The 25,235-nt window shown below is 42.1% G+C and carries 21 protein-coding genes; 9 read left to right on the forward strand and 12 right to left on the reverse strand.

The features are described 5' to 3' along the window. The first annotated feature begins 136 nt into the window (after nt 1-136). The 4 genes from HWQ39_RS32355 (at nt 137) to HWQ39_RS32370 (ending at nt 4,701) form a co-directional block, all read left to right on the forward strand. Nucleotides 137-1,402 carry a pitrilysin family protein gene (locus HWQ39_RS32355; RefSeq protein ID WP_292854045.1) on the forward strand — a complete coding sequence of 422 codons (1,266 nt, stop codon included), beginning with the start codon at nt 137-139 and terminating at the stop codon, nt 1,400-1,402. Nucleotides 1,403-1,468: 66 nt separating this feature from the next. Then, nucleotides 1,469-2,740 carry a pitrilysin family protein gene (locus HWQ39_RS32360; protein ID WP_292854046.1) on the forward strand — a complete coding sequence of 424 codons (1,272 nt, stop codon included), beginning with the start codon at nt 1,469-1,471 and terminating at the stop codon, nt 2,738-2,740. A gap of 182 nt (nt 2,741-2,922) precedes the next feature. Then, the gene (locus HWQ39_RS32365) at nt 2,923-3,840 is read left to right on the forward strand and encodes a peptidoglycan-binding protein (RefSeq protein WP_292854071.1); all 918 of its coding nucleotides are present in this window, start codon (nt 2,923-2,925) and stop codon (nt 3,838-3,840) included. 507 nt (nt 3,841-4,347) lie between these two features. Next, nucleotides 4,348-4,701: a phage holin family protein gene (locus HWQ39_RS32370; RefSeq protein ID WP_179067811.1), complete on the forward strand. Its 354-nt coding sequence runs from the start codon at nt 4,348-4,350 to the stop codon at nt 4,699-4,701. Between the two features lie 5 nt (nt 4,702-4,706). Here HWQ39_RS32370 and HWQ39_RS32375 read toward each other — a convergent pair whose 3' ends face one another. From HWQ39_RS32375 to argS, 4 genes are all read right to left on the reverse strand, one after another. Then, the gene (locus HWQ39_RS32375; protein ID WP_292854047.1) at nt 4,707-5,216 is read right to left on the reverse strand and encodes a cobalamin biosynthesis protein; all 510 of its coding nucleotides are present in this window, start codon (nt 5,214-5,216) and stop codon (nt 4,707-4,709) included. An 8-nt stretch (nt 5,217-5,224) separates the two neighbouring features. After that, a complete protein-coding gene (locus HWQ39_RS32380; protein WP_292854048.1) occupies nt 5,225-5,743 on the reverse strand; it encodes a Uma2 family endonuclease in 519 nt (172 codons plus the stop codon). Next, complete coding sequence (locus HWQ39_RS32385) at nt 5,718-5,861, reverse strand: hypothetical protein (RefSeq protein ID WP_292854049.1); 144 nt, start codon at nt 5,859-5,861, stop codon at nt 5,718-5,720. Before HWQ39_RS32385 ends, HWQ39_RS32380 begins: the two co-directional genes overlap by 26 nt. 138 nt (nt 5,862-5,999) lie before the next feature. Next, nucleotides 6,000-7,763: an arginine--tRNA ligase gene (argS, locus tag HWQ39_RS32390; protein WP_292854050.1), complete on the reverse strand. Its 1,764-nt coding sequence runs from the start codon at nt 7,761-7,763 to the stop codon at nt 6,000-6,002. Between the two features lie 912 nt (nt 7,764-8,675). Here argS and HWQ39_RS32395 point away from each other — a divergent pair. From HWQ39_RS32395 to HWQ39_RS32405, 3 genes are all read left to right on the forward strand, one after another. After that, nucleotides 8,676-9,506: a phytoene/squalene synthase family protein gene (locus tag HWQ39_RS32395; RefSeq protein WP_292854051.1), complete on the forward strand. Its 831-nt coding sequence runs from the start codon at nt 8,676-8,678 to the stop codon at nt 9,504-9,506. 513 nt (nt 9,507-10,019) lie between these two features. Further along, a complete protein-coding gene (locus HWQ39_RS32400; RefSeq protein WP_292854052.1) occupies nt 10,020-11,618 on the forward strand; it encodes a serine/threonine-protein kinase in 1,599 nt (532 codons plus the stop codon). A 921-nt stretch (nt 11,619-12,539) separates the two neighbouring features. Beyond that, the gene (locus HWQ39_RS32405) at nt 12,540-13,274 is read left to right on the forward strand and encodes an FHA domain-containing protein (RefSeq protein ID WP_292854053.1); all 735 of its coding nucleotides are present in this window, start codon (nt 12,540-12,542) and stop codon (nt 13,272-13,274) included. 121 nt (nt 13,275-13,395) lie between these two features. On the opposite strand, the gene HWQ39_RS32410 is transcribed toward HWQ39_RS32405, so the two are convergent. Then, nucleotides 13,396-13,617 carry a hypothetical protein gene (locus HWQ39_RS32410; protein ID WP_292854054.1) on the reverse strand — a complete coding sequence of 74 codons (222 nt, stop codon included), beginning with the start codon at nt 13,615-13,617 and terminating at the stop codon, nt 13,396-13,398. A 1,578-nt stretch (nt 13,618-15,195) separates the two neighbouring features. Here HWQ39_RS32410 and hetF point away from each other — a divergent pair. Continuing rightward, nucleotides 15,196-17,721 carry a cell division protein HetF gene (gene hetF / locus HWQ39_RS32415; protein ID WP_292854055.1) on the forward strand — a complete coding sequence of 842 codons (2,526 nt, stop codon included), beginning with the start codon at nt 15,196-15,198 and terminating at the stop codon, nt 17,719-17,721. 60 nt (nt 17,722-17,781) lie between these two features. On the opposite strand, the gene HWQ39_RS32420 is transcribed toward hetF, so the two are convergent. Further along, entirely contained in the window at nt 17,782-18,492 is a 711-nt protein-coding gene (locus tag HWQ39_RS32420; RefSeq protein WP_292854056.1) for a TIGR04283 family arsenosugar biosynthesis glycosyltransferase, read from the reverse strand. Then, entirely contained in the window at nt 18,489-18,890 is a 402-nt protein-coding gene (locus HWQ39_RS32425; protein ID WP_292854057.1) for a CU044_2847 family protein, read from the reverse strand. The genes HWQ39_RS32420 and HWQ39_RS32425 overlap by 4 nt, the downstream gene beginning before the upstream one ends. Before the next feature lie 294 nt (nt 18,891-19,184). On the opposite strand from HWQ39_RS32425, the gene HWQ39_RS32430 reads away from it, so the two are divergent. Then, on the forward strand, nt 19,185-21,980 hold the full coding sequence (locus tag HWQ39_RS32430) for a pentapeptide repeat-containing protein (protein ID WP_292854058.1): 2,796 nt from the start codon (nt 19,185-19,187) through the stop codon (nt 21,978-21,980). 230 nt (nt 21,981-22,210) lie between these two features. Here HWQ39_RS32430 and HWQ39_RS32435 read toward each other — a convergent pair whose 3' ends face one another. The 5 genes from HWQ39_RS32435 to HWQ39_RS32455 form a co-directional block, all read right to left on the reverse strand. Beyond that, nucleotides 22,211-22,339, reverse strand: a complete 129-nt coding sequence (locus tag HWQ39_RS32435) for a hypothetical protein (protein ID WP_292854059.1) — start codon at nt 22,337-22,339, stop codon at nt 22,211-22,213. Between the two features lie 119 nt (nt 22,340-22,458). Beyond that, entirely contained in the window at nt 22,459-22,833 is a 375-nt protein-coding gene (locus HWQ39_RS32440) for a DUF3368 domain-containing protein (RefSeq protein ID WP_292854060.1), read from the reverse strand. Nucleotides 22,834-22,838: 5 nt separating this feature from the next. Beyond that, nucleotides 22,839-23,078 (reverse strand): hypothetical protein, encoded by a 240-nt coding sequence (locus HWQ39_RS32445; protein ID WP_292854061.1) that lies wholly within the window; start codon nt 23,076-23,078, stop codon nt 22,839-22,841. Between the two features lie 276 nt (nt 23,079-23,354). Further along, nucleotides 23,355-23,603 (reverse strand): hypothetical protein, encoded by a 249-nt coding sequence (locus tag HWQ39_RS32450; RefSeq protein WP_292854062.1) that lies wholly within the window; start codon nt 23,601-23,603, stop codon nt 23,355-23,357. A gap of 34 nt (nt 23,604-23,637) precedes the next feature. Next, the gene (locus HWQ39_RS32455; RefSeq protein WP_292854063.1) at nt 23,638-25,134 is read right to left on the reverse strand and encodes an aldehyde dehydrogenase family protein; all 1,497 of its coding nucleotides are present in this window, start codon (nt 25,132-25,134) and stop codon (nt 23,638-23,640) included. Between the last annotated feature and the right edge of the window lie 101 nt (nt 25,135-25,235).

Raw genomic sequence — 25,235 nt, forward strand, 5'->3', positions numbered from 1 at the left:
CGCGTCTAATTTTTCGGTAGTGCAGAGAACAGCGATCGCATAATTCTCCAAATCTGTATAATTCGATTCTAAATTAGGTATCGTTCAGAGTTAAGATGACACAATTGCCTCAAATTGTGGTTAAAACTACAAAAAATTGTTAAAACAACTAACTAATACCGTATTTCCAGCCTCAGTCTTCCGACTAGAGAGTGGTTTAACTTTTATTCATCAAGAAATTCCCACCACTCCCGTAGTTGTGGCGGATGTTTGGGTGCGTGCTGGAGCCAGCTTAGAGCCAAAACCGTGGTTTGGCATGGCGCACTTTTTAGAACACATGATTTTCAAAGGTACGGCGACGCTACCCCCTGGGATGTTCGATTCCAAAGTTGAAAACCGTGGTGGCGTGAGTAATGCGGCGACAAGCTATGATTATGCTCATTATTCAGTCACTACAGCCGCCCCTTATTTAAAAGATACTCTGCCTTACTTAGGAGAACTACTGCTCAATGCGGCAATTCCAGAAGATGAATTTAGCCGCGAACGCGATGTGGTGCTAGAGGAAATTCGCTCTTGTCAGGACGATTCCGACTGGATAGGATTTCAAGCGCTGATTCAAAGCATCTATCCACATCACCCTTACGGACGTTCGGTGTTGGGTACTGAGCAAGAACTGATGCAGCAATCACCAGAAGCAATGCGCTGTTTTCACCACGCCCACTATCAGCCGGAAAATATGACGGTGGTAATTGCTGGAGGTATAGCCCAACAAGCAGCTTGGGAAATGGTAAATCATTCATTTGCTGATTTTGCTGAACGCTCTAATTGTCCGCAGTTTGAGAAAGTAGCAAAGCCAGTAATAACAGGTATTCACCGTCAAGAATTGTGTTTACCACGCATAGAGCAAGCGCGATTATTGATGGCGTGGCTGGTACCAGGGGTAGAAGATATCCGTACTGGCTATGGTTTAGATTTGTTGTCGGTGTTGTTGGCAGAAGGGCGGACTTCGCGTTTAGTGCGTGATTTGCGAGAAGATTCGCAATTGGTACAGGGAATTTGCAGTAGTTTTTCTCTACAACGAGAATCAAGTTTGTTTACAATAACTGCCTGGTTGGAACCAGAAAATTTAGAAGAAGTTGAGTCCTTAATTTGCGCTCATTTGGATGATTTGCAGACTAAAGGAATTAGTGAACAAGAACTTGCTCGTACACGCAGGTTGCTATGTAACGATTATGCGTTTTCCACCGAAACGCCAAATCAATTGACAGGGCTTTATGGATATTACAATACCATTGCCCAAGCTGAGTTAGCTGTGACATATCCCCAACAGATTCAGTCTTTTGATGCCCAAGAACTGCAAAAATTAGCTAAACAGTATCTCTCCCTAGAGAATTACGCGGTTACTATACTTAAACCGTGTTAAGTATTGGACATGGAGCATTAGTTTTTGACAAATGACAAATGACGAATGACAAAGGACAAATGACAAATGACAACCTTGCTGCAAAAATCGCCTATCCATCGCACCGTATTGAACAATGGGATTGTTGTGCTGGTGGCAGAAAATCCGGCTGCGGACATTATTGCAGCGCGAATCTTTGTGCGTGCTGGTAGTTGTAACGAAAACCGGGAGCAAGCAGGGTTGGCACATTTGCTCTCAGCAGTGATGACAAAGGGATGCGATGGACTTTCTAGCTTGGAAATTGCAGAAAAAGTCGAGTCTGTAGGAGCGAGTTTGAGTGCCGATGCTGGCACTGATTATTTTTTGCTATCTTTCAAGACGGTAACATCCGATTTTGCGGAAATTTTAACATTGGCTGGGCGGATTTTGCGATCGCCGACTTTTCCCGAAACTCAAGTAGAACTAGAACGGCGTTTAGCACTTCAAGATATTCGTTCTCAAAAAGAGCAACCGTTCAATGTCGCCTTTGAACAAATGCGGCAGGTAATGTACCCAAATCATCCCTACTCCATGTCAGTGCTGGGAGATGAATCCACCATGAGCCGCTTAACTCGTGCGGATTTAGTGGAGTATCACCAAACTTATTTCCGCCCAGATAATATAGTAATAAGTATTGCTGGTAGAGTCACACCCACAGATGCAGCAGCGTTGGTGGAAGAAGTCTTTGCTGATTGGCAATCCCCAGCCCAAGCACTACCAATACTAAATTTACCTGAGATTAAGATAGAACCGCAGGTAAGACTAAAGCCAATACAGACACAACAATCAATCGTGATGCTCGGTTATTTAGGAACATCAGTGAGTTCTATTGACTACGCCCCACTGAAATTGCTGTGTACCTACTTGGGAAATGGGCTTTCTAGCCGTTTGTTTGTCGAATTACGCGAAAAACGCGGTTTAGCTTACGAAGTATCCGCCTTTTACTCCACAAGGCTATTTCCAGCGTCCTTTGTAGTTTATATAGGTACAGCACCAGAGAATACCAGTATTGCCCTAGAAGGGCTGCGTACAGAAGTAGATTTATTATCTACCACCGAAGTATCCGAAAACGCACTCCAAGCTGCAAAAAACAAGATCCTGGGGCAGTACGCCTTGGGTAAACAAACGAATGGGCAAATTGCTCAGATATACGGTTGGTATGAAATTTTGGGCTTAGGAATTGATTTTGACACCAAGTTTCAAGAATTGATTGCAGCAGTGAGTGCCCAGGATGCGATCGCCGCAGCTTGTAAATATTTAAAAGAGCCTTACTTATCTTTAGTTGGTCAAGAAGAAGCAATTAATGGTGCGATCGCGTAACTGAGAATGTGCCGCAGCTACGCCCATCAGAGATATTGTAAAATACAGCAGCTGTTTTTTAGACCAAGCGGCTGTACCATTAGCATGAGAATATTCTGGGAGTAAATTCCATGCAACGCAGCCTGACAGCAAGTATTTTGAGTTACTTAAAATTACTATATCCAACTGTAAATCGCTGTAAAATGGAAAAACGGCAAAAGGGTTGGCGGCCAAAGAGGTCTAAATCTTTATCAGCCATTGAAATACTCTTGTTTTCCGCTACGCCTCTGCTCATTGCCTCAACTGCTGTAGTATCAGTAGCAGCGCCACAAAAAATTGCCCAAGTTAATCCTCAAGATAGTATTAACCGTCCTAGCCTGAAAGTTGGTAGCCAAGGCGAACGTGTATCTGAACTTCAGGCAGCTTTGAAACTTTTGGGTTTTTATTCTGGTGCCGTAGATGGTACGTATAGTGAAAATACAGCTAGTGCTGTTTCTCGGTTTAAACAAGCAGCTGGCTTGAATCCAGATGGTATTGTTGATGCCAGCACTTGGCAACGGCTTTTCCCAAAAGAACCGGCAGTAGCATCAACCGTCCCTTCATCCCAGCCAAGATTTAACTCAGCTACAAATTTTCCTGTTCCAACCCAGGCTAGCAACCTCACCAACGTTGCAAATCCCAATCCCCAAAGACAAGCTTTAACACAAGTTGCGACTCGCCCTGAACCCAAACCTACTACCCCAAAGAAAGGTGTAACACAAGTTGCAACCACCCCTGAGCCAAGACCTGCCACCCCAAGAAAAGCTACAACTTCCAGCACAAAGAAAACGCCAAATCGTACTACATCAACCACTCGAACTCAGTCAAATACAACTACGAAACGAACCCCTGGTATTCAATACACCTCAGAAGGATTGCCAATTTTGCGTATAGGATTACGTGGTTCTGAAGTTGTGAAGTTGCAACAACAACTGAAAAAGCTTGGTTTCTTGAAAGGTGATGCCGATGGAGACTTTGGGGTGACAACAGAGACAGCTGTGAAAGCTGCACAAACGCGCTATGGATTAGAATCTGACGGCGTAGTTGGTGGCTCTACCTGGGAGGTTCTTTTGCGGCGTTAACCGACATGAGTTCGATAAACCTCTCCCTGCCTTGAACTTTAGTTCAAGTCTGTCCCTCTGCGAGTCGGAGAGGGACGGTTTTACTACGTAAAACCAGGGAGAGGTCTTTTTTACGGCTAATTATATGGACACTATATGCGTATCCCACTCTTCAAACTTACATATAGGCCAGAGGTGCGGGTAAGACGCTAAATGTACAAAACTGGATAATTTATTTCTTGTATATCCCCAATTACTGAGATTTCTCGGATTAGAGAAACCTTTGTAGGGGTTTTGGGGTTCACAACATTTTTTATGAATTTAATGCGGTACATCCTGCAATACGATAAAGATATACCGATTAGGAGTCTCTCTGTATGACAGCACTGAAAAATTACACTGCTTTTAGACTGATAAAAGATTATGGCAACTTTAGGAGTCAAGCACAAGACACCTAATCGTGTTACAGATCACAGATGGCAATAGTGAAATTAATTAAACTTACTGCTAATTACTCTAAAAAAACTTATGCAACACTTTTTATTAACTTGGCTCGGTACTGCGGTGGCGTTATTGATTACTTCTAGAATTGTTGATGGTTTTATTGTCAATAATTTTGTTGTCGCCCTTGTTGCATCTGTGGTTATTGGTCTTGTTAATGCTTTTGTCAGGCCTATTTTGCGTCTTTTAACGTTTCCAATTACCTTACTCACCTTTGGTTTATTTACATTTGTGATCAACGCTTTAACCCTTTGGCTGGCAAGTGCCCTAACTCCTGGTTATGGTTTTGAAATTAAAGGCTTTTTACCTGCTTTGTTAGGTTCAATTGTGCTAGCAATTGTTTCTAGCGTAATTAACTATTTTTTGAGAGTTGTTGACTAGAAAAATTAGTGAACTTCTGTAATACTAGTAGTATTCAAAGCTTGGGCAACAGCTAGAGTTAACGCTCCTGGTTGCCCTTCTCGCTGGAAAATTTGTTTGGGAACTAAGAACCTTACTCGCAATTCTTCTATGCTTGTCAAGGTAAAAATAGTCAACGATGTGAGTTGAGAAGCTGCAAGAATAGCAGCTGCCTCTGCTACGCTAGGTGTACCTACTTTGTAGTCAGTAATTGTGGTAGGGTTGGGGACACACACACAGCGAAGAATTTCCGCAGAAAAGGTCTTTAGAGGCAAGTTGCGGAGGTGGCAAAGTTCTACTAAGCCAACTTCTGAGGCTTTAGTATCAATGGTAGCAACACCTGCGATCGCGCTTGGAAAAAGTTGATTTTCTCGAAACACTTGCTCAATTGCCCAATCAATCAACTGCCATGATGTTCCCCGTTTACAACCGATTCCTATCCATAAAACCTGTTGCACTTGGCCTATTTCCTTATTCAATTTGTCAGGGTTTGACATGATTGGGTTTACTCCAACAGCCAACCAAATAAATCTCCTACCGTCAGCCTCAACTCACTTGCAAAATCTGGGACAGGGAGTAAAGCTTCTTGTTCATCCAACATAACTGGTTGTTGATTGCGAATATACACAAATATTGTTTGTTCTTCTGGATCGATCAGCCAACCCATTTGTGTTTTATAATTTAAGCAATGTAAAATGTTTTTTGTAACTTTCGTTTGTCTTTGGTCAGGTGATAGAATCTCAATAGTCCAATCAGGAGCAGCTAAAAATAAATTTGCTACCCTCCCATCTTCTTTGCGAGGTATTCTCTCCCAGGTAAATACTGCTACATCCGGGACAATTGATCTACCCCCAAAAGTACACCGCAGTTCTGGATATGCTCGTCCAACTTTTTGGGGTTTCAAGATAGCATTAATAAAAATAATCAGTTCACCTTGAATAGTGCTATGTTCTCCCTGTGCCATTGGTTTTTGAATGATTTGGCCATCGATGTATTCACTAGCGGGCTTTGTTTCTGGTAACATCAGAAACTCTGCCAAAGTTATGTTTTTTGATGGTGTCCGTACCATAAGCGATCGCCTCCAGTCCAGCAATTTTAATAAAAAAACCGCATTCGCGCAGCGTCTCGTTAGAAAAGTACACAAAGAAGCTTTAACTTAACTCTTACTCTGCGTACCTACTCTGCACGAAGGCGTACTACTTCGTGGAAGCAAGCTACGCGTAGCGTCTCGTAGAGAAGCGCCTATGCGCTACTTCAGCGTAACTTTACGTTAAAAAATATTACATCCTCTCCAATACCTGAATTCCCAACAAAGATAATCCCAGTTTCAGAGTTCTAGCAGTCAAATCACATAAAACCAAGCGAGATGTACGCTGCGGTTCCTCCGCCTCTAACACCTGAACTCCCTGATTGCGATCGTAAAACTGATTAAACTTTTTACTCAGTTCAAACAAATACTCACATAAACGATTGGGAAGCAATTCTTGCTCTACACTACTAATAAATTCATCCAGTTGAAGTAAATATTTTGCCAGCGCTAATTCTGTTTCATGCTCTAACAAAACAGCATTATTTCCCAACTCTTTAAAGTTAATATCACCCTTGCGGCTAATCCCTTGAATCCGGGCATAAGCGTACAACATATAGGGAGCAGTGTTACCTTTAAAATCCAGCATTTTGTCGTAGCTGAAAATGTAGTTACTGGTGCGATTTTGGCTTAAGTCTGCATACTTAACTGCGCTGATTCCAACTACTCTAGCAACTTCATTAATGAATTCTTCATTTTCTTGGCGTTCTTCTTCTTGTAATCTAGTTTTTAGGTCAGCATGGGCACGAGAAACAGCTTCATCTAATAAATCCCGCAACCGCACAGTATCCCCAGAACGAGTTTTAAATTTTTTACCATCTTCTCCTAACACCAACCCAAAGGGGACATGCACTAATTCCACATCATCGGGAATCCATCCAGCTTTGCGTGCTACCTGGAAAAATTGGGCAAAATGGTTTCCTTGTCCAGCATCGGTTACATAAATTATCCGCTTTGCTTCATCCTGCTGAATTCGGTAGCGCAGGGATGCTAGATCAGTTGTGGCATAGTTATAGCCGCCATCTGATTTCTGCACAATTAAGGGCAAAGGTTCACCTTCTCTATTTGTAAAACCTTCCAGAAAAACACACTTTGCTCCTTGGTTTTCTACCAGTAACCCAGATTTATCTAAATCTTCCACAACGCCAGATAGTAAAGGGTTATAGAAAGATTCTCCACGTTCAATTAATTTGATATCCAGCAACTCATAAATTATCTGAAATTCCCGCCGTGACTGTTCGCACAGCAGTTTCCAAGCATGGAGTGTATCTTCTGCACCTGCTTGTAATCTGACGACTTCTTGACGTGCAGTCTCTTGAAAAGCTTCATCTGCATCAAACCGCAATTTTGCTTTGCGATAAAAAGAGACTAAATCACCAATATCTAAAGCATTAGCGGTGGTAAGGGCATCTGGGTAAACTTCCTGCAGATAGGCGATTAACATCCCAAACTGCGTACCCCAATCACCTACATGATTTAATCGCAGTACATTGTGTCCTTGAAATTCTAAAATTCGGGCGATCGCATCACCGATAATTGTAGAACGCAAGTGTCCAACGTGCATTTCTTTCGCAATATTCGGACTGGAAAAATCCACAATTTCCCGGTTCGGCGTTTTTGCGGCTGGAACTCCCAGTCTGGGATCGGCTTGAATCGCGTTTAGTTGTGCTTCTAAGTATGCTGTTTTCAGTTTGAGATTGATAAATCCTGGCCCAGCAATTTCCGGCGGTTCACAGATTTCGGATACATCTAGTTTCTCAACAATTGCACCTGCGATCACTCTTGGTTGCAATCCTTTCTTTTTACTCAGGGATAAAGCCACATTCGCCTGATAATCACCAAATTTAGGATTGCTCGCAGGAACCAAAATTGGATCTACTCCAGCGAAGTCAGCGCCAAAAGCCGCAACTATTGCCTGCTCAACCCGATCTTTGAGTTTTTCTTGTGTAGCGTTCATATATAAATTTTATCTGTGAGAGGGGGAATGTCGCTCTAGAAAAGCTTGATTATTTCACTCTAAAGTATTGAGGGATTTTAACAACGCCTGATTGATGTTCGAGGGTTGTCATTTGTCATCAGCTATTTGGAGATGGGGAATAAAGTTTAGGACTCCTATGTGATTTTTGAAAAAATCCGTACATTTGAAGAGTCTCGAAATCAAAGCTAGAATCAATCAAACAGTGACGGCTAATGGGAAAAGCAAACAATTGAGGCATAAAAACGTCAAACCCATGTTTTGGCTTGTAAGCAAATATCTTCTTCAGGGTTTTTTCTAGGCAATTAGGAACAATCTAGTAAGTATACGGGAACTTCTGGTTCTGGGTTATGGTCACTTGATGTCACTCTCTAATTAGCATAGACTTAGCTAACCGCAGCCCTCTGTGTCCAATTTAACTTACCTTAACTTTTCGGCAAACCGCTATATGCATGTAAAAATGCGTCTAGATGCTGTTATCCGTTACCGACTTTTCCTGAATTGTCTTTATATATACAATAATTACACTTTTTTAGTCAGATTAACGCAGACTTCAAACACTTTCAAATCCCTAAAATGGATGTTTGTTCATGGAAAGTTTTCGCAATATTCGACCAAATATTACCATAATTCTTTATATCTATACTAAAAGTTTATGAAAGCGAGATCAAACGACACTTCAAACACTTTTGCAACCAAAAACCTCTATACTAGACTAGACTTTGATCAATTTGAGAGTTTTGTTAATTGCAACACCAAAAACTATCAATTTTTAGATGAAATACTAGCGTATCTTATAGTCTATAGTTTTTAAGGTTTAGTCAAAACTATATCCAGTATCATCAAAAAACTGCAAACTTCATGTGGTGCAAAAATCAAGCGGGGAGTGAAAACATGAATTTACGTAGAGATGCATTGCAAATCCTTAAAGAAACTAGCCGAACTTTTTATATCCCAATTAGTCTTTTACCGCCAGGATTGCAAGAAGCAGTCGCATCAGCATATTTGTGTATGCGTGCCATTGATGAAATTGAAGATCATCCCGAATTAGATAACGCTACTAAAGCCAAGCTATTAAAAACGATTAGTCTGACATTACAGGCAGGAGTTGATGGCTTTGCACTAGATGCTTTCTTTGCAGGATTTAGTGGGTATGAGAATTCATTAGAAGAAGTCACTTTGAGGATTAGAGAATGGTCACTGCTAGCACCAGACACCATTGCACCTCGAATTTGGGATGCCACTGCTGCAATGGCAGACCGAATGGCTTATTGGGCAGAAAGAAACTGGAAAATTCACACTGAATCTGATTTAGATCGTTATACCTTTGGGGTTGCAGGTGCAGTGGGATTGTTACTTTCAGATTTATGGAATTGGTATGATGGAACACAAACAAACCGTACCCAAGCCATTGGGTTTGGTCGAGGTTTACAAGCAGTCAATATCCTGCGTAATCATAATGAAGATTTGAGGCGTGGAGTAGAATTCTTCCCAGATGGTTGGAGTGCAGACAATATGCAGGAGTATGCTCGGCGCAACCTAGCACTGGCAGAAATTTACATTCAAGACCTTCCTACCGGCCCAGCCTTAGATTTTTGCCAAATTCCCTTAACCTTAGCTAACGGCACTCTTGACGCTCTTGCTAATGGTAAAGAGAAACTTAGCCGTAGTGATGTTTTTGCACTTATCGAACAGCTGATTAGTGTAGACGTGAAAGCTAGCTAATAGTCTCTTGAGGACTAATGGAGACGATTGTGAAGACCTACACCGCACCTGTACTCAGGTTGGTGTAGGCTTCTGACATCATTTACTTGCAAAGTCCTGTATATGTAATCATAGGGAAACCTAGTAATCTACCGTAGGGATGATGACAGGTTAAGGGATTTCGTAGTAGTCACTTAAGTGCTTAGGTGAGAGCTACAGCCACCCACTACGAACCGAGCAAAATTCATGACATAGACCACTAAATTAAAGCGAACTTTCTCAATTGCAAATTACGTTAGTGAATTGGGAGAGGATCATTACGAATTGATCTAAAGTAGCATAAATATTATTTATCAGTTCAAGTATAATAAATCATCTCGCTCTAGCGATCGCTATACGTAATCTCAGCTAAACTTTAGCAACTCTTCAAAGGATTTACCGCAAAAATTACCTGGCAGGAGTTGATTAATATCTAAATAATTGAAAGGGAGTATAACACTCCCCGTGATTATTCGTGCAGCGAGTTGAGAGTGCATGAGCTACTGCTTAAGTCCGACCTGTCCCAATCCAGAAAATTTGGTATATAGCCAAAAGTGTCAGTCTTGTGGCTCGCAACTACTGTTGCGCGATCGCTATCAGGTGATCAAACCATTAGGTCAGGGTGGCTTTGGAGCAACCTTCTTAGCCAATGACCAAGGCTTACCAGGAGAACCGAGCTGCGTAATCAAACAATTACGCCCATCAGGAAGCGCCCCACACGTTTTACAGATGGCCAGAGAACTCTTTGAGCGAGAAGCCAAAACTCTAGGTAAGATTGGCAATCATCCCCAAGTACCAAGATTGTTAGACTATTTTGAAGATCATGAGCAATTTTACTTAATTCAAGAATATATCAGTGGCGATACCTTGCAAGAGGAGGTCAAACTTAACGGCATCTTGAGTGAAACTGGAGTCAAGCAATTTTTGAGCGAGATTTTGCCACTGTTGCAATACATCCACGAGCAAAAAGTGATTCACCGTGATATCAAGCCAGCCAACTTAATTCGCCGGACTCAAGATTCCCGAATGGTACTGATAGACTTTGGTGCCGTCAAAAATCAAATCAGCCAAGGTACAACAAGTCCATCAGGACAGACAGCATTAACTGCCTATGCCATTGGTACTCCTGGTTTTGCACCTCCAGAGCAAATGGCCATGCGTCCAGTCTACGCCAGTGATATTTATGCACTGGGGGTGACATGCATTTTTTTACTGACTAGCAAAACTCCTAAAGATTTAGATTACAATCCCAACACTGGCGAGATGATGTGGGAGCAGCTTGTGCAAGTGAGCGATCACTTGAGCAATGTATTGCGAAAAATGTTAGATGTATCTGTACGTAATCGCTATCAGTCAGCAGCAGAAGTTCTCCGAGCATTGGAAATAGAACCATACTTAGATACTTTAGCCAAGGGTTTACTGATTAAATCTGAGAGTGGATCTAGAGATCGAACACATAACCACGTGGAAAATTCTGCTATTTTATGTAACAATCCTTCTGCTACAAGTACTGGAGTTGCACAAGTAGCGGCAGCAATTCGTGCTAGACGAGCCAAGACAGCGGAAGCAGGGGGATTACACCAGGGTTCTGGTGGGATGGCTAAATCAACAACTTTCGCTAGCAATAGCAATGCTTCACAAGTTCAAAATTCAAAAGTTGAGCGGAAGTTAGATACCCAAAGTTTGTTAACAGCCTATCTGAAGGGAAGGCGGGATTTTGCCTTACACAATTTAAGTTTGCTGAATCTACAAGGTGCTGACTTATCCCAAACAAATTTCCATTCTGCTCAATTGCAAAAAACCAATCTCCAAGGGGCTAATCTCCACAATAGTGACTTTGGCAGAGCCAGTCTCACTCGAGCAAATCTTAAGGATGCTAATTTGAGCAAAGCATACTTTAACCATGCTGATTTAGAAGGGGCAGACCTGCGAGGTGCAGACCTCAGCAATGCTTATCTCACTAATGCTAACCTCCGAGGAGCTAATTTGTGTGGTGCTAATCTCACTAGTGCCAAGATTTCTGATGAGCAGTTAGCACTAGCAAAAACAAATTGGATGACCGTGCGCCCCAATGGAAAGCGAGGCTTGTTGTGATTGGAAGGTTTAAACTTGGGAGCCACTTGCTTACTTTAGTAGTAAGAGTTAAGCAAAGTAGGATGATTTTTAGATTGGGTGACTTAATTTTGGATATTAGATTTTAGACTATCTTTACAGATGAATCCTTTTGATTGAAACCGATTATTTAGATTAGTAAAATAGTCTCCCTACTTTTTTAATGATCCATTAAGTAGGTATATCAATCCTATTTGATTTGCTCTCAGTGAAAGGTTCAGATCCCGGCTTCTTGCAGAAGTCGGGATCTTTTTGTTCGTAACTTTTACACAAATTCTTATAGACGTAATTAAATGTAAGAGCGAGCTTTTGTTTATAGTTAGATATTTATCGATCTATATAAGGTTCTCAAGAGCTAGAGCCGCTTCTTACCAGCTTTAATTTAATTAAGTCTTTCTACTTAGTTTAATTTTTATTGAAAATTATAAAAGGCTTGTTTCATAAGGATCGCAAAGCTGATATTTTCTTACTAACTTGGAAAATCAGCCCTAATGATTCAGGGTAAAAACTCAAATTTATTCAGAATTAACCAAATATATCTAATGTTTAGATTGATCGATAGTTATTGCTCTCGCAAATGTTAAGAAAAATCCATCTCTATAGCAGAAATACGTAGATAATTAGCAATTCTTAATGGAATCTTTATGATTTTTATCTGTTACAAATAACAAATGATTATTTACAATAAACAATAAAGCATCATAATAATTTCTTAAGAATATTTCCATGCTTTTTATGGCTAGAAACAACAGGGAATCTGGCACCTAAAAGTTGTAAAATAGAATGCTCTTAAGCCACTCAAGTTTTCAGATGGCAGCGGAAAGCGAAAAATCAATTATCCCTGATTGTAGGCTGAAACAAAATATTCACGACCGAAATCAGGTAATACAGGGTTTACGTATAATGACTGACTTTGCACAAACGGAAATAGAACGGCGATTAACTTTATATCAAGTATTCCTCAAGTTATATGAACACCACAGCAGCCTTTTAGATGAAATTCTTCAGCTAGAAAATCTATCTCAACCGTCGTTGACGAGAGTCAAGGCGTGTTACGTATATGGTGTAGTGGATACTGCTGCTGTTTATTTGATGACTAACTTGTGCGACAATCAGACTCAAAGTTTACGACAGCCACAACGGATCTGGACGATAGGTCGTAATAGCACCAGTGGTATTTGCATTGCTGATAATCATTTGTCTCGTCGCCACGCTGCTATTCAACATATTGATGAGCAAGGCTTTTACTTAATTGATTTCAACAGTACCAATGGCTCATTTGTAAATGGCGATCGCACTGTCGGGCGAATCAAGCTCAAAGATGGCGATCGCATCCGTCTAGGCAATATGACTTTTGATTTTTTTGTAAATTATACCTACCGCGTTTTGCCAACTGTAGCTATAGATTTATTGATGCAGCTTGTGCATCGGAAGGGTAATCATCCAGTAGAAATGCTTACTTATTCCCAGAATAGACAAAAACCTCTAACTGAAAAACCAGATTCTAATTTAGAAACTTTCAGAAATTTTGGACTAGTTGAGAAGCTGGAAAATCGTTATGAAAACTTCAGTTCAGAACAGAAATCAGAAATTCTAGACCGCTTTTTTACCAGACAAATACCGTCTAATCTCAGTTAGCTAAACAATTGGATGTTCTCTGACAGCAATCCTGCTGTCAGAGAAAGAGTTAAGGTGAAAATATAGAAAAAAAATTAAGAATGTGATTAAATATCATAGCAATCATTTTGGAGTAGCATCTTTAGCTCACAATAAAAAGAAAGCGATTCAGGAATTGAGTGAGCAAGTTATCCTCTATCCCGACAACAGGAGGATACTCAAGGTCTACCAGCAGTAGCAACAAGAGTAGTGGCGCACTCCGGTCATCTGGGCATAAAATGCTAAGGCGATATCTAACAACGGAAACTGCCTTTTCTGCGAGAGGCTTCCGCCAAGGTGCAGCATCTCGTAGAGAAGACTGCAACCTGTAACTGTTTCGCGTTTACGTAAAAAAACCCCCAGTGAGCGTTAGCCAACCAGGGGAGTTAGTTATCAGGGTGCATCTACCAATTAAATGTTCTCAGGTTGAACACCATACTCCGGATAAAATTGTACAAAGGTCAGTTATTTTTTTAAATAAAAAACCCCAGTTGGTGTTAACCTACAGGGGAGTTAGTTATCAGGGTGCATCTACCAATAATCTTTTCTAGGGGCAGCTAGTATCTTCCGGAGAAAATGAACTAAATTAGGATTGATGGTGATGTCTAGGATCGGCTACACTTACGAAACGAGAAAGAACCTCAAGTGGGTTTTAGCCAACCGGGTGAGTTAGTTATCAAGGTCAGTTATTTTTTTAAATAAAAAAACCCCAGTTGGTGTTAACCTACAGGGGAGTTAGTTATCAGGGTGCATCTACCAATAATCTTTTCTAGGGGCAGCTAGTATCTTCCGGAGAAAATGAACTAAATTAGGATTGATGGTGATGTCTAGGATCGGCTACACTTACGAAACGAGAAAGAACCTCAAGTGGGTTTTAGCCAACCGGGTGAGTTAGTTATCAAGGTCAGTTATTTTTTTAAATAAAAAAACCCCAGTTGGTGTTAACCTACAGGGGAGTTAGTTATCAGGGTGCATCTACCAATAATCTTTTCTAGGGGCAGCTAGTATCTTCCGGAGAAAATGAACTAAATTAGGATTGATGGTGATGTCTAGGATCGGCTACACTTACGAAACGAGAAAGAACCTCAAGTGGGTTTTAGCCAACCGGGTGAGTTAGTTATCAAGGTCAGTTATTTTTTTAAATAAAAAAACCCCAGTTGGTGTTAACCTACAGGGGAGTTAGTTATCAGGGTGCATCTACCAATAATCTTTTCTAAAGTAAATGGGTCGCTACCGGATAAATTAGCAGAGGTTGAAGTTTTTACTATTTGGCGGTCAGAGAAAAACCTCAGAGGGGTTAGTTATCAGGACAGACCTACCAATTAAATAATCAGTGCGCTACTTGACAAAATGGGTGTGCCAGGTTAACCAATAGCACTCAATCTTCATAAAAAAACCCCTAGTGGGCGTTAGCCAACCAGGGGAGCTAGTTATCAGGGTGCATCTACCACTTAAATGTTCTAGGTTTAACTGCCATACTCCGGATAAATTTATTAGAAAATTGATTGTTATCGTGTGTCAAAAAAAACAAGAGTGAATATTAACTAGATTAGGGGAGTTAAAGATCAAGGGACATCCATCTACTAATCAAGTATTCTAGGATTAAGCACTATTTTCTGGTAGAGAATATCTGCGTCAGAAGTTGCTGTTGTTTGCCAAAATAAAAAAACCCCCAGTGGGTGTTAGCCAACTAGGGGAGTTGAAGATCAAGGTGCATCTACCAATTAAGTGTTCTAGACCCAAGTAATCCGATCCGGATAAAGTTATCAGGGCAGAAAAACCAAAATGGCACTGAATTAGAAACATTCAGGGGTAGGATGCATCTAAGTTATTAGAGGGAGCGAAAAATCGACTTGAAACTTTCGCGTTTCAAACCAGATTTAGGAGGCAAGCAGGAGAAGTTGTGACCCAGGAATTCCATATTTCCGTAACCCCGGTAGGGCAAAATGACTACTTGGTGCGGACGGAACAAGTCGCGCCTGGGGTACCATTGGCAGAAGAGTTGGTGACTTGGCCCATAGCTGATTGGTTGATGGCTGCTGGGCATTTGATGAATGACCCGTTGAAGTCGGTGTTACAAGGAGATCCATTCACTTCTGGCGGGCATGAAAGCGATATCGCCAGGAACTCTGTTAATTTGGTGGCATTGGGTCAACAATTCTATAATGCCTTATTTCAAGGTACTCTCAGAGATAGTTGGATTACTGCCCAAGGTATTGCCCAGAACCACCAACAAGTATTACGCTTGCGCTTGGGGCTAAAAGACACTAGGTTAGCTCGTTTGCCTTGGGAAGTGATGCACGCAGCCGATCGCCCTCTGGCTACTGGGCCTTATGTGGCTTTTTCTCGGTTCCAAAGTGGAATTTCGGGGGCTTCTCCTTTGCGATCCCTGCGGGGGGCTACGCCTACGCAAAATATGCCCACACCACTAGAACAAGGTGGTGTCAAAGTATTGATGGTAATTGCTTCTCCCTCAGATCAAGTCCGTCTTGATTTACAGAAGCAGGAAGCAATTAAATTGCAGGCGGAACTTCAGCGCCAAACATCACGACTTGCTGAAGGTAGGAATCGTTTGCCAGAAATTGAACTTACTGTATTAGACCAACCAGGACGGGAAGAACTGACACAAGCCCTAGAACAAGGCAGATACCATGTTCTACACTACTCTGGTCATAGTAACTTAGGTTCCAATGGTGGAGAAATTTATCTTGTTAGTCGCAGAACTGGCTTAACGGAAATCTTGACTGGGGACGATTTGGCAGGTTTGCTCGTCAACAATAACATTCAAATGGCAGTGTTTAATTCCTGCTTGGGGGCATACACCCCTGCGTCCAATCCTTCTGGAGATACTGGCGAACGTAACCTAGCAGAAAGTCTGGTGAAGCGGGGAATTAGAAGCGTTTTGGCGATGTCAGAACGAATTCCTGATGAAGTGGCGTTGACACTTACGCAATTGTTTTACCGCAACTTGAGTCAGGGATATCCAGTCGATTTGTGCGTCAGTCGGGTGCGCCAAGGATTAATTTCTGCTTATGGTTCTCACCAGATGTACTGGGCATTACCGATTTTATATCTCCAGCCAGAATTTGACGGTTTTCTGAGTCAGGAAACTGAGTTATCCGCAAGTAGTGAGTCGCTGAATCAGTATAGTTCGCCTTTAGGGGCAACTTCGACGATGTACTCTGCTATGGCTGATGATAGCGAAATCCCTTTAGGAATGGAAGACATGATTCCTTCTGGTTTGACGCGTGACTCTTCTGGGTTGGACTGGCTGGGTGAAGATACTTGGGGCGATTTGGTTGATGAAATTGAGTATGATGACCCAAGTTATGAAGAAGATTCTGCGATCGTTTCGGATTTGTTTCGTCAGCTAGATAACCAAAAAGCTGTAATTGAACCGGATCAACAATTTCGTGAAAATAGTCTTCACCAAAACCAGATTTCAGAGGAAATGACTTCTTTGCAAGAGGAAGCAGATTTGTGGGGAGAAGTTCCACCACCGCCACCTGTAACTCCTGGGAACCTAGAAGGAAATTGGCAAAATTCTAATTTTTTGCCGCAACAACTTTCACCAAGAAATCGTACCCGTCGCCGCAGGCTGTGGCCGATTGTGGGTATTGTGGGAATCAGTGCGTTAGCGGCTGCGATCGGTTTCAATTGGTGGTGGCAAAATCGAAACCAAGTAACCCTGCCTAATATACTAGTAATTCCCACCCAGTCTTTACCTGATTCTCGACCGATTCAAAAGCAGCCGAACATTGATTTAGAAATAGAAGCAACTGGGATTGTCACGGCTACTGCTACGGAAAAATTGAGCCAGGGTGACTTGCAAGGTGGGTTATTGGCTGTAGAAGAACTACTCAATCGGGGCGCATTGGCTGCGGCTGAAACTGCCCTGAAATTAATTCCCAGTAAACAAGCTGAAGACCCATCTGTGAATTTTTACAAGGGACGATTGGCGTGGCAGTCTATCCAAACCGGAGACAATAATTATAGTATTGATGATGCTCGTCGTTACTGGGAAACTGCTGCCAAAGCTAAACCCGAATCGCTTTTGTATAATAACGCTTTGGGATTTGCCTACTACACAGAAGGCAATCTAAATCGAGCTAATGATTCTTGGTTTAAGGCTTTGAATTTAGCTCTCAAAGAACAGAATATAAACTCAAGATCCACAAAGACAGTAGTGCCTCAAGATGCTTTAACTTCTTATGCTGGGTTAGCTCTGGGATTGTATAAATCTGCACTTAGTCAATCTAGTGGTAAGCAGACACAGTATCTCAATGAAGCGATGAAGTTGCGGCAAATGGTTCTCAAGTCCGATCGAGAAAATTTCCAGGTAGATAAATTAGCTAAAAATTGGTTGTGGACGGAGAAGGCGATTGAAGATTGGCGATCGCTCCTTCAAGAAAAAGGTGAAGGAAATTGACATAATCCTCAGAATGTGCATTGCTAAATTCGGGGATTCTGGGCTAGTTCTAACATCCTCTTAAACCCTCTTAAATTTTTCTCGGCGATACCAGCGGCGAATTCGCTCAGGTGAAACGCCGAGTAAATAAGCAGTAATTACTATTTGATTAAGTAGTGTCGTTTTGAATACTCCCTTTTGTAACCATCTACGGGCTGAGGTGACAACTGGTGTAGGGATAATTACAATGTGTCCGATGCGTTTTAAACGACGCATGAGTTCAAAGTCTTCCATGATAGGCAATTCGGGAAAGCCGCCTATTTGCTGAAATACTTCCTTGGTTAAAAAAATTGCTTGGTCGCCATAAGGCATTTGGTAAAAATGCGATCGCACATTTACCCCCCACTCTACCCATCGTAAACTCAAAAGTGACGCATCAATCCGCAATTTAAATGCACCAGCCACACTCCCCGGCTGCTGTAGTGCTGTGCGAATCATGTCATCAAACCCAGTTGGTAAACGGGTATCTGCATGAAGAAATAACAGAATATCACCGCTAGCCGCTACAGCACCCGCGTTCATTTGCACAGCACGACTGGGAGATGATGAAATAACTTTGACATTTAAAGACTGAGCGATCGCTACAGTATCATCACTAGAGCCACCATCGACTACAATGACTTCTATATTTATACTGCCTTGAGTAGTAGCAATAGCTTTTTGAATATTCCCTGCTTCATTAATAGCCGGAATAATAATCGAAATTTTGGCTGCGTCAATACTCTCACTCATGATTGCTGAGTTTTCTTTTCCGGTTGGTCAGGAAATGAACACTCTACCGTTATCTTAAGATTGCTTTCAGCCGTACCTTTAGTCACGTAAGGTATACCTGTTTCACCGCCAACTTTGATGCCAAATTCTAGAGTGACTTTATCAATATTAGCAACAGGGATTTTCTTAAAAGCATTAAGTGAATAAACAGTGTAAGCCCGAATTGTACCTTCAATTGCTTGGAAATTTTGCACTATCTGTTTTTGTGCAGCATCAGCATCCCATCCCTTATCAATTAGCGCTTCTTCTTCTCCCTCTGAAGAAACTTCGGTAATCACTGGCGGAGCATCTACATTATTTGTGGCCTCAATGTAAATAATAGTGCCATCTTCTAACTGAATAGGTGTGAGTTGAGTCATGGGATAAATCTCGCCTAAAAGAATTGCGTGTAGTCAATTTAACGCGAAATGGGCGGTTAGAAACCGCGTCTACACAAACAAAACCCACCTCCGTGGGTTTCAATCAGTCATTAAGGCCCTTGCTTTTTGTTAGTCCGCGGAGGCGGACTTTGCCTGTGTAGCCGCGAATTCTATTCGCAAAGGCTCAAGTATGCACAGCTAGCTGTGCCAACCTACAAATTTTTACGGAAAATGCGGTAAATTTCTTGTAGAAGCTGGAAATAATTCGGCACAACTATCATAGGGCTTTGCAGGATGAGTCGAGACGCTTTGGTGGTGGGAATTAATACGTATGACCGCTTAAAGAGTCTTAATGCGCCAGCTGCCGATGGTGAAGCGATCGCTCAAATCTTACAACAATATGGTGAATTTCGGGTAACGCGGCTGCCAGCAGTCAAAGACAAGGAAAATCAGACGATTCGCATTGGTAAGCAAACTAAAGTTAGTTTAACTCAGTTAGAAAGAGCGATCGTCCAATTGTTTAAACCAGATGGAAAGCCACCAGACACAGCACTGCTGTATTTTTCTGGTCATGGATTGCGGAAAAATCTCGGAATTCAAGAAGGTTTTTTAGCGACAAGTGAAGTCAACCCCGATGCGGGTAATTGGGGATTATCTTTGCAATGGCTGCGGCGACTGCTGCAAGAAAGTGAAGTAAGACAACAAATTGTAATTTTGGATTGCTGCTATAGCGGAGAAGTGCTAAATTTTGCAGAAGCAGATCCAGGCGATCGCGGTAAAGGTAGAGACAGGTGTTTTATTGCAGCTTCTCGTGATTTTGAAGTTGCTTTTGAAGAGATTAACAGCCAACACAGCGTTCTCACCGCCGCACTACTCAAAGGTTTGGAACCAAAACAAAACCGTTGGGTGAGTAACTACACTTTAGTAGACTTGCTTAATCAAGAACATCACCCCTTCCCCCAGCGTCCCATTTTTGCTAACTCTGGTGAAGCAATTAATCTCACCCGCAAATGGAATTCCTCTGTTGTTAACTCTACGGTACAAATATCAGCTATTTGTCCTTACAAAGGGTTGTCTTATTTTGATTGCACAGAAGCAGATGCTAAATTATTTTATGGCAGAACTGCGTTAACTGATGAATTATTAGAAAAAGTGCGATCGGGTAATTTCCTCGCTGTGTTGGGAGCATCAGGAAGTGGTAAATCTAGTGTTGTCAGAGCAGGTTTACTTTATCAATTAAAGTTAGGACGTAGGTTATCAGGTAGCGATACTTGGCAGTTGAAAATATTTCGACCAGGGATTAATCCCTTACAAAATTTAGCACTGGCATTTGTAGAATCAGAATTATCAGATATTGAACGCGCATCACAATTAGCAAAAGCAGAAGAATTAATAGTTAGAGGTGCAGTTGGTTTAGGACAGTTGATTACAGCCGCAAAAACTCAGCGCGTCGTGTTAGTGATAGACCAATTTGAAGAAACTTTTACTCAATGTCAAGACATTACAAAACGACAGCAGTTTTTTGAATGTGTGCTAGGTGCTTTGCAACGGGATGACAATAAACTCTGTCTAATAATCACAATGCGGGCTGACTTCTTTGGCAAATGTCTGGAACAAGAGTATGGCGGACTAGCTAAGAAAATTCAAGAGCATTTAGTAACAGTAACACCGATGAATCGGGAGGAGTTAGAAACAGCAATTATCAAACCTGCCCAACAGGTGAACTTAGCAGTAGAACCGGAATTAGTTTCTGAAATGATTGCAGATGTAGAAAATTCACCGGGGAGTTTACCATTGTTGCAGTACACGCTGACAGAACTATGGCAGCAAAGAACTGAAGAACGGTTAACCCTGACAACGTATAGCAAACTAGGTGGAGTCAGGGGAACCCTGCAAACACGCGCTACACAAGTTTATGAGTCATTATCACTAGAAGAACAGCAAGCAACAAAGCGGATTTTTTTAGAATTGACGCAGTTGGGAGAAGGAACAGAAGATACCCGCAGACAAGTTTTGCAACGAGATTTAGTTACTTCACAGCATCCAGAAGTTGTAATTCATAGAATAATTCAACGGTTAGCTGATGAAAAGCTAGTTGTCACCAGTACCTTATCTAATCAAATTGCTGTGGTAGATGTGGCACATGAAGCACTGATTCGCCATTGGTTACTGTTACGCAAATGGATTGAGGAAAGTCGGGACATACTGCGACAAAAGCGGAAAATTGAAGCAGCTGCTATTGAATGGCGAGATAGGGAAAAAGCGAAAGATTATCTCCTTCAGAGGAAGCGGTTGAGAGAGGTAGAAGATTTTCAGAAGCAACAAACTGAAAACTTAAGATTAGCTGACTTAGCTATTGAGTTTATTCAAGCAAGTGTCAGACAAAGACGGAATAATCGCTTTCGGTCAATTGCTTTTTTCTTAATTATCCCCTTGGGTTTATCAGTATATGCGGGCATAGTTATTGAGAAACAGATTAGGATAAAGCAACTTTGGCAAACTGTTGATGCTGATAGAGAAAAGAAGGATAGTAACGCAAGAATTCAAGCACTTGAAAAATTACTCAAAGCTGGTGAGAGTTTAGATGACAAAGATTTCAACGGTGCCAACCTCAGCCGTGCCGACTTCAGCCATGCTCACCTCAGCGGTGCCAACCTCAGCGGTGCCAACCTCAGCGGTGCCTACCTCGCCGATGCCAACCTCAGCGGTGCCGACCTCATCAATGCCAACCTCATCAATGCCAACCTCAGCCGTGCCAACCTCAGCGGTGTCGACCTCAGCAATGCCAACCTCAGCCGTGCCAACCTCAGCAATGCCGACCTCAGCGGTGCCTACTCCCGCTATTTCTATTTCAGCAATGCCGACCCCAGAGATACCAACCTCAGCAATGCCGACCCCAGAGTTGCCAATCTCAGTGGTGCCAACCTTAGAGGTGCCAACCTTAGAGGTACGAACTTCAGAGGTGTCGACCTCAGGTATGCCAAAAACCTGACTCCTGAGCAAGTTAAATATGCTAAAAATTGGGATGAGGCAACATACACCGAGGATTTTCGTGCCAAGCTTGGTTTACCACCAGAACCAGCTAAGTGAATACTTTGGGTTGGGTTTTTACTTCTATCCAATCCTGCAATGCAACTTTTTGCAAACTTTTTCTACATACACTATTATTCGACTAAAAGTAGTTGTTTTGCGGTCTTCTTTGCGTCTATGGGCAAAACAAAAAGATTTATTTGTCAGAGAGAGTAAGGATCGAAGATTGCTTTGCTGGCAATGAGTTTTTATAATTAAGCGATCGCACCAAACAAAGACGAACCCTGCATCTAGTCTAAAAAAATGGTGTTCAAGAGCGATCGCTCATTTCGGAGATTGCTTTGCTGGCAATGAGTTTTTATAATTAAGCGATCGCAGAACCCTGAAGCCACTAACGTCAACCCTGAAGTCACTTCCACGAACTCTGCATCTAATCTGAGAAAATGGCATCAAAGAGCGATCGCTTGACTCGGAAATTCATTGCCAGGATGTCTTGATACAATTGGTCTGTGCTACTAATAGTGATTTTGCCATCTACCTAAAGTTTCTTGATGACTGCTAAGGTTCCCTTAACATTTAATCCCAGTCGAGTTGCTTCTTTTCTAGCTGCGAAGTCATCTAAAATTATGTAATCTGTTTGTAATTCAGCGCCTAAAGCAATAGCCTCCGATTCTCCTCTCCCTAGTCGCATATTTAGACGATTGGCTAAGGAAAGTAATTTAATTTCTTTGACTAATATTTTTTCAGCATCAATTAAAGCTTTTACCTGCTGACTAGCTACATCAGATTTAGCACTGATTTCTTCTGCAACAAAATTTGGTAAATAAAACTCATCGGCAGAATCTAGAAAAATATCGAGAAATTCCAGACGCGATAAAAAGATTAATGGAGAAGAGTTAAAAACAACTTTCACACACCCTACCAATCCTTCTCTATAGCAATATCTTGTACAGTCAAGTAGGAAAATTCCAGTCCCATCAAATCTAAGAGTTGAAGAAATACATCAGGCTCTAATTCCATGATTTCTGCGGCTTTTTTCAAGCTAATAACTCTCGAAAATAACGCCCCTATCACAAACAAAAATGTTTCTTTTTGCTCAATATTATTAAATAATGTAATTTCTGAGGCAACACTTCTTAATTCTTCCTTACTAGTCATAGGTATTTCCAGCTACCGACTGAATATCCTTAGATATTATCCCAAACTTCTGCAAGCGATGTCTACTGACAAGCGAAATGGGCAGTTAAAAACTGTACGTCAGTTGATTCCGATAAAGATTTTTGTACTAAGCTGGGTTTATGCCGCCTCAATATGTTTAATCTGAAAAAATGGCATCAAAGAGCGATGCCTGCGGTGGTTACTGAGCTTTGTCGAAGTGCGGGCTACGCCAACGCAACGCTCAGAGATTGCTTTGCTGGCAACGAGTTTTTATAATTAGCGATCGCAGCAAACAAAAACCAACCCTGTAGTCATTCCCGTCAACCCTGTAGTCACTCCCGTCAACCCTGTAGTCACTCCCGTCAACCCTGTAGTCACTCCCGCCAACCCTGAAGTCACTTCCGTCAACCCTGGAGTCACTCCCGTCAACCCTAGAGCCACTCCCGTCAACTCTGGAACCACTCCCGTGAACCCTGGAACCACTCCCGTGAACCCTGGAGCCACTCCCGTGAACCCTGGAGCCACTCCCGTGAACCCTGGAGTTAATATTTGCAGATAATTAACTGCGGTTATCTATCTGAGCGCGTTGCAAACTCCCAGAGAAATCAACATAGACGCTTTTCCATTCTGTGAAAACATCCAAAGCAGTAGTTCCAGCTTCGCGGTGTCCGTTACCAGTTTGTTTCACACCACCAAATGGCAAGTGTACCTCTGCGCCAATAGTCGGGCCGTTAATATAGGTGATACCCGCTTCGATGTCGCGCATGGCAGTAAAAGCCCGATTGATATCGCGGGTGTAAACTGAAGAAGAAAGACCATAATTGCTATCGTTGAGAATTGCGATCGCATCCTCAAATGAGCTAACCTCAATTAATACCACCACTGGCCCAAATATCTCTTCACGGGCAACTCGCATATCAGGAGTTACATCATCCAAAATAGTTGGTTGAAAGAAGTAACCCTTTTTTAATGAGCCTTCACTAGCAATTTCTCCACCAATTAAAACCTTTGCTCCTTCCTCACGAGCAATATCCAAATACTTGCTCACCTGTTGGAGTTGCTTTGCATTGACTATCGGGCCAATATCTGTATTAGGGTCAGTGCCAGCACCCAAGCGTAACTTAGCGGTACGCTCATAAAGCATAGCAGTAAATTTTTCCTTAATATCACGATGCAAAATCAGGCGACTGGTAGCCGTACAGCGTTGCCCAGTTGTCCCAAATGCTCCCCACACTGCACCATCGAGAGCAAGTTCTAAATCTGCATCTTCCATCACCACTTGAGCATTTTTACCACCCATTTCCAAACAGACGCGCTTGTGAGTGCGTCCGCAAGTAGCGCCGACAAAAGCACCGGTTTCTGAAGAACCAGTAAACGATACTAAATCTACATTGGGATGCTCAACTAAAGCTTTCCCCGCCTCTTCTCCCACACCATGCACCAAGTTAATTACTCCTGGTGGTAAACCTGCTTGTTGAAAAATTTCAATCAATTTAGTTGCACAGGCGGAAGTATCTTCAGCAGGTTTGAGAATAACCGTATTGCCACACACCAAGGCTGGCATAGATTTCCAGCAAGGAATTGCCACAGGGAAATTCCAGGGAGTAATTAAGGCACAAACTCCGATGGGCATCCGCACAGTCATGGCAAATTTATTGGACATTTCCGAGGGTGTGGTTTGCCCAAATAATCGCCGTCCTTCGCCAGCACTGTAAAAGGCGCAGTCAATACCTTCTTGGACATCTCCCCTGGCTTCCGTCAAGGGTTTACCCATTTCTCGACTGATTAATTGGGCAAGTTCTTCTTTATGCTGGAGTAATATTTCCCCAACGCGAAAGATGTATTCTGCTCTAGCTGGGGCTGGAACTTTGCGCCAACTGCGGTAGGCTTTACGGGCGGCGGCTACTGCTGTATCAACATCTTTAACTTGAGAACGGGGAAATGTGGCCACCACTTCGGTTTTGTCGGCAGGATTGCGACTTTCGAGGGTTGCTTCTCCTACAGCACTCAACCATTGACCGTCTATATAATTAAGGCAAGATAGCGGAGTTGTCATTTTGAAAATCTCCGATGATCCACTGAAACTTGTGTATTAAGTTTGCTTGCTTTCTAGGTTATCCTCAAGTTTAGGAAATTGGCGCGATAAGTAAATATCGA

The sequence above is a fragment of the Nostoc sp. NMS8 genome (genome assembly GCF_017115045.1).
In the GTDB taxonomy this organism is placed as follows: Bacteria; Cyanobacteriota; Cyanobacteriia; order Cyanobacteriales; family Nostocaceae; genus Nostoc.

Bases quoted from the DNA above. Each gene is read 5' to 3' on its own strand.
- HWQ39_RS32360 (WP_292854046.1), top strand. From the start codon at position 1,469: ATGACAACCTTGCTGCAAAAATCGCCTATCCATCGCACCGTATTGAAC.
- HWQ39_RS32365 (WP_292854071.1), top strand. From the start codon at position 2,923: ATGGAAAAACGGCAAAAGGGTTGGCGGCCAAAGAGGTCTAAATCTTTA.
- HWQ39_RS32370 (WP_179067811.1), top strand. From the start codon at position 4,348: ATGCAACACTTTTTATTAACTTGGCTCGGTACTGCGGTGGCGTTATTG.
- HWQ39_RS32375 (WP_292854047.1), bottom strand. From the start codon at position 5,216: ATGTCAAACCCTGACAAATTGAATAAGGAAATAGGCCAAGTGCAACAG.
- HWQ39_RS32380 (WP_292854048.1), bottom strand. From the start codon at position 5,743: ATGTTACCAGAAACAAAGCCCGCTAGTGAATACATCGATGGCCAAATC.
- argS (WP_292854050.1), bottom strand. From the start codon at position 7,763: ATGAACGCTACACAAGAAAAACTCAAAGATCGGGTTGAGCAGGCAATA.
- HWQ39_RS32395 (WP_292854051.1), top strand. From the start codon at position 8,676: ATGAATTTACGTAGAGATGCATTGCAAATCCTTAAAGAAACTAGCCGA.
- HWQ39_RS32400 (WP_292854052.1), top strand. From the start codon at position 10,020: ATGAGCTACTGCTTAAGTCCGACCTGTCCCAATCCAGAAAATTTGGTA.
- HWQ39_RS32405 (WP_292854053.1), top strand. From the start codon at position 12,540: ATGACTGACTTTGCACAAACGGAAATAGAACGGCGATTAACTTTATAT.
- HWQ39_RS32420 (WP_292854056.1), bottom strand. From the start codon at position 18,492: ATGAGTGAGAGTATTGACGCAGCCAAAATTTCGATTATTATTCCGGCT.
- HWQ39_RS32425 (WP_292854057.1), bottom strand. From the start codon at position 18,890: ATGACTCAACTCACACCTATTCAGTTAGAAGATGGCACTATTATTTAC.
- HWQ39_RS32430 (WP_292854058.1), top strand. From the start codon at position 19,185: ATGAGTCGAGACGCTTTGGTGGTGGGAATTAATACGTATGACCGCTTA.
- HWQ39_RS32445 (WP_292854061.1), bottom strand. From the start codon at position 23,078: ATGACTAGTAAGGAAGAATTAAGAAGTGTTGCCTCAGAAATTACATTA.
- HWQ39_RS32455 (WP_292854063.1), bottom strand. From the start codon at position 25,134: ATGACAACTCCGCTATCTTGCCTTAATTATATAGACGGTCAATGGTTG.